Raw genomic sequence first — 4,360 nt, forward strand, 5'->3', positions numbered from 1 at the left:
CCTTCCGGCATCGCGGCCCCGGACGGAGGCCGCTGCGCTCGCCGGGCATGGCCCGGCGCTTCCGGCTTAATTGCCGGACAGCATCCGGCGGATCTTGCGGCCGATACGGGTCAGGAACGAGTCGCCGGCATCGGCGCTGGTACGCACCGGCTTGGCCACCACCTGCACCGGGGTAACCGGGCTGGCGCCGTTGCCGGCGTTGCTTGCCACACCTTCGGCGCCCTCGACCGGACGGCCGTGGCGACGACGACGGCGCTTGCGCGGCTTGCGCTCGCCGTCCACCGCAACTTCCGGCGCAGCTTCAGCGCGCGGCGGACGCGGGGCCTGCACGGCAGCAGCTTCAGCGGTCACTGCACCCTCGACTGCGGCGGCAGCAACCTGCTCACCTTCCACACGCGGCTTGCGCGGGCCACGCGGACGGCGTTCGCCGCTGCGCTCGCCATCGCGGCCACCACGCCCAGCGCCAGCACCACTGCCGGAACGACCGCCACTACGGCCGCCGCCACGACGCTCTTCCTCGGCGGCGCGCGCTTCGCGTGCTTCGCGGAAGATCTGGCCGACGCTTTCGTTCTCGTCGCCTTCCTCGCCCGGTGCCGGGGCGGCACGCTCAGGGCGCGGCAGCGACGTCAGGATCTCGCTGGTGACCGCTTCGACCGGGATCTTCTGTTCGATGTAGGCCTCGATATCCGGCAGGCCCATCGCATAGCGCTCGCAGGCGAAGCTGATGGCATCGCCTTCCTCGCCCAGGCGGGCGGTACGGCCGATGCGGTGCACGTAGTCTTCGGCGTCGAACGGCAGGTCGTAGTTGTAGACGTACTTGATGCCGTCGATATGCAGGCCGCGGGCGGCCACGTCGGTGGCCACCAGGATTTCCAGCTGGCCCTTCTGGAAGCGGTTGAGCAGGCTCTCGCGCTTCTTCTGCGGCACGTCACCGGACAGCACGCCGACGCGGTAGCCGGAACGCTCCAGCGAACGGGCCACGCGCTCGACGAACACCTTGGTGTTGACGAAGACCATGGTGCGCGCGCCTTCGCTGCGCGACAGCAGGCCCAGCAGCAACGGGATCTTCTCTTCGTCGGCCGGGAAGTAGATGCGCTGGCGCACGCGCGCGGCGGTGATGGTCTCGGCTTCGACCACCAGCTTCTGCGGCTCGTTCATGTGCTCATAGGCCAGCTCGAGCACGCGGTGGCTCAGGGTGGCGCTGAACAGCAGGGTCTGCCGGGTGGAGCGCTCGGGCATGCGGCGCAGCAGGAAGCGGATGTCCTTGATGAAGCCCAGGTCGAACATGCGGTCGGCTTCGTCCAGCACGCAGATCTCGCAGGCGTGCAGCGACACCACCTTGTGCTGCTTGACGTAGTCGATCAGGCGGCCCGGGGTGGCGATGATCACGTCCACGCCCTGCTGCAGGATCTCGCGCTGCTTGTCGTAGTCAACGCCGCCGTAGACCAGCGCGAAACGCAAACCCAGGTCCGAACCGAACTTGACCGCATCCTTGTGGATCTGGATGGCCAGTTCGCGGGTGGGGGCCAGGATCAGCGCGCGCGGGTCTTCCGGCTTGCGATCGGCCAGTGCCGGGCGGGTCAGCAGGCGGTTCACGACAGCGACCAGGAAGGCCAGCGTCTTGCCGGTGCCCGTCTGGGCCTGGCCGGCGACGTCGCCACCGGGCAGCGCGACCGGCAGGGTCAGCGCCTGGATGGGCGTGCAGCGGGTGAATCCGGCTCCTTCAAGACCGGCCTGCAGGGCCGGATGCAGATCAAAGGAGGAAAAAGTCAAATCGGTCAGCGGTTTGTCGCTCATGTGTCCGTCTTGGTATGGCCACGCGCCTGCGGGCGGCGGCACTGAAATCTGTCTGGGGCTCCGTCGCAAACTGCGGCCCCTGCGGCGGGTCGGGCTGGCCGGGACCCCTCGGGTCCGCGCGCCGCACAATGCCCCAGTTTACCGCACTCGGGCCAGCAAACCGGAATCGGGCGTCTCACCGCTTACGGAGACGCACCTCTTCACCCCGCAGTACCGCGCTTGAACAGCGGCGCGGGCTCCCATGGCCTACCGCGCCAGCACCCCCATTTCAGCCATGGACAGTGACATCGGACACATACCGGGCTCAGCATCGATCACGATACGCTGGGTTCCAGCCAGCATCTGTCCCTGCCCTGCGATAGGGGTACACTGCCGGCCGTGAGCGTCCAGGCATCCCGCCGAACGCACCGTGGCAGTCCGCCGCGAGGCAACGACGAGGGTCACGCCACCGGGCATGGCCCAGTTCACCCACCTCCGGCCTGGCCGGGTGCAATCCAAGACGAGAAACCAAGATGAGCGACAAGGTTGTACACGTCGGCGATGCCGACTTTGATAGCGCCGTACTGAATTCCAAGGAACCGGTGCTGGTCGATTTCTGGGCCGAGTGGTGTGGCCCGTGCAAGATGATCGCCCCGGCGCTGGATGAACTGGCCGATGCCTACCAGGGCCGCGCCAAGATCGCCAAGGTCAACGTGGACAACAACCGCGCCCTGGCCGCCAAGTACCACGTGCGTTCGATTCCCTACCTGGTCGTCTTCAAGGACGGCGAGAAGGTGGGCGAGCAGATCGGTGCCGTTGGCAAGGCCCAGCTGGCCGGCCTGCTGGACAAGGCCCTGGCCTGATCCCGCGCTTTCCGGCAGCCGTTTTCGACGGCTGCCGGGCAGGCGCCCCGGCGCCTGACTGAATACCGTATCCGGCGACCCTTGCGTGGCGCCGCGGGCCGATGATAGTGTCGGCACATCCGGCCGCGTTCGCGTGCCGCATCTTCTGGACGCAGTTTCTTCCAGACCCATTCCCAATGTTCGCCGCCCCAGCCGGGCGCTCGCACCTTCAAGCGAGGAATAACGCTCTTGTCCGATAACACTCCCGAAACCGGTAGCGCTGATGCGCCCGCCGAAAAGCGCGTGCGCAAAGCCCGCGTAACCAAGGCTGCCGCTCCGGCCGCCGCCGAAACCAGCGCCGCCCCTGCGCAGCCTGCCCTGCCGCTGGCAGCCGCGCCCGAGGCGCCGGCACCGGCCGCAGCGCCTTCCGCGCCGAGCGCACCCGCCGCCGAGGCCCCTGCCAGCAGTGGCGGCGGCGAAGGTGGCGAGGGCCGCGAATCCGGCCAGCCGCGGCAGTCGCAGCAGAACAACCAGGGCGGTGGCCAGAACCAGAGCCCCTACAACCAGGGCGGCCAGCAGGGCCAGCAAGGCCAAGGCAACCGCCGTGACCGTTTCCGCAACCGCCGCGACCGTGATCGCAATGGTGGCGGTGGTGGTGGCGGTGGTGGCAACGGCGGTCGCTTCCGCGACGACGGCATGCCCAACGACAACGGCGAACAGCAGCCGTTCGTACCGCGTCCGCACGCCAACGTCCCCGAAGGCTTCCCGGTCTATTCGCTGAGCGACCTCAAGCGCATGCCGGCCCAGAAGCTGCTGGAGATCGCCGAGCAGCTGCAGATTTCCGAAGGCGTGGCCCGTGCCCGCAAGCAGGACGTGATCTTCGCGCTGCTGAAGGTGCTGACCCGCCACGGCGACGGCGTTGCCGCCGACGGCGTGCTGGAAATCCTGCCGGACGGCTTCGGCTTCCTGCGCGCGGCCGAGGCCAGCTACCTGGCCGGCCCGGACGACACCTACATTTCGCCCAGCCAGATCCGCCGCTTCAACCTGCGTACCGGCGACCACCTGTCCGGCCGCATCCGCTTCCCGAAGGACGGCGAGCGCTACTTCGCGCTGTCGATCGTGGACACCATCAACGGTGAGCCGCTGGAAGCGTCGAAGAACAAGGTGCTGTTCGAGAACCTGACCCCCCTGTTCCCGCGTCGCCGTTTCACCCTGGAGCGCGGCAATGGTTCGTCGGAAGACATCACCGGCCGCATCCTCGACCTGATGGCGCCGCAGGGCAAGGGCCAGCGCTCGCTCATCGTGTCCCAGCCGAAGGCCGGCAAGACGATGATGATGCAGCAGGTGGCCACGGCCATCACCACCAACCATCCGGACGTGCACCTGATCGTGCTGCTGATCGACGAGCGCCCGGAAGAAGTGACCGAAATGCAGCGCACCGTGCGCGGCGAGGTCATCAGCTCGACCTTCGACGAACCGGCCGCGCGCCACGTGCMGGTSGCCGAAATGGTCATCGAGMRKGCCAAGCGYCTGGTCGARCACAAGAAGGACGTGGTGATCCTGCTSGACTCSATCACCCGCCTGGCSCGTGCCTACAACAMCGTSGTGCCSWSCTCSGGCAAGGTGCTGACCGGYGGTGTSGAYGCCAACGCCCTGCAKCGSCCSAAGCGCTTCTTCGGTGCSGCGCGCAACGTGGAAGAAGGTGGCAGCCTGACCATCATCGCCACCGCGCTGGTCGATAC

The 4,360-nt window shown here is 67.9% G+C and carries 3 protein-coding genes; 2 read left to right on the forward strand and 1 reads right to left on the reverse strand.

What is annotated here, in order from left to right; genetic code table 11:
* Window positions 1–66: 66 nt before the first annotated feature.
* Window positions 67–1,797, reverse strand: a complete 1,731-nt coding sequence (gene rhlB / locus AC1DJN_RS20910; RefSeq protein ID WP_442251962.1) for an ATP-dependent RNA helicase RhlB — start codon at window positions 1,795–1,797, stop codon at window positions 67–69.
* 512 nt (window positions 1,798–2,309) lie between these two features.
* Here rhlB and trxA point away from each other — a divergent pair.
* On the forward strand, window positions 2,310–2,639 hold the full coding sequence (trxA, locus tag AC1DJN_RS20915; RefSeq protein WP_025878607.1) for a thioredoxin: 330 nt from the start codon (window positions 2,310–2,312) through the stop codon (window positions 2,637–2,639).
* A gap of 228 nt (window positions 2,640–2,867) precedes the next feature.
* Window positions 2,868–4,360, forward strand: a 1,493-nt coding sequence (gene rho, locus AC1DJN_RS20920) for a transcription termination factor Rho (protein WP_478040068.1), incomplete at its 3' end; no start/stop codon positions are given.

This window comes from Stenotrophomonas sp. 05L414_2 (assembly GCF_056397905.1).

Coding starts and splice junctions, on each gene's coding strand:
- rhlB (WP_442251962.1), bottom strand. CDS start 1,797: ATGAGCGACAAACCGCTGACCGATTTGACTTTTTCCTCCTTTGATCTG.
- trxA (WP_025878607.1), top strand. CDS start 2,310: ATGAGCGACAAGGTTGTACACGTCGGCGATGCCGACTTTGATAGCGCC.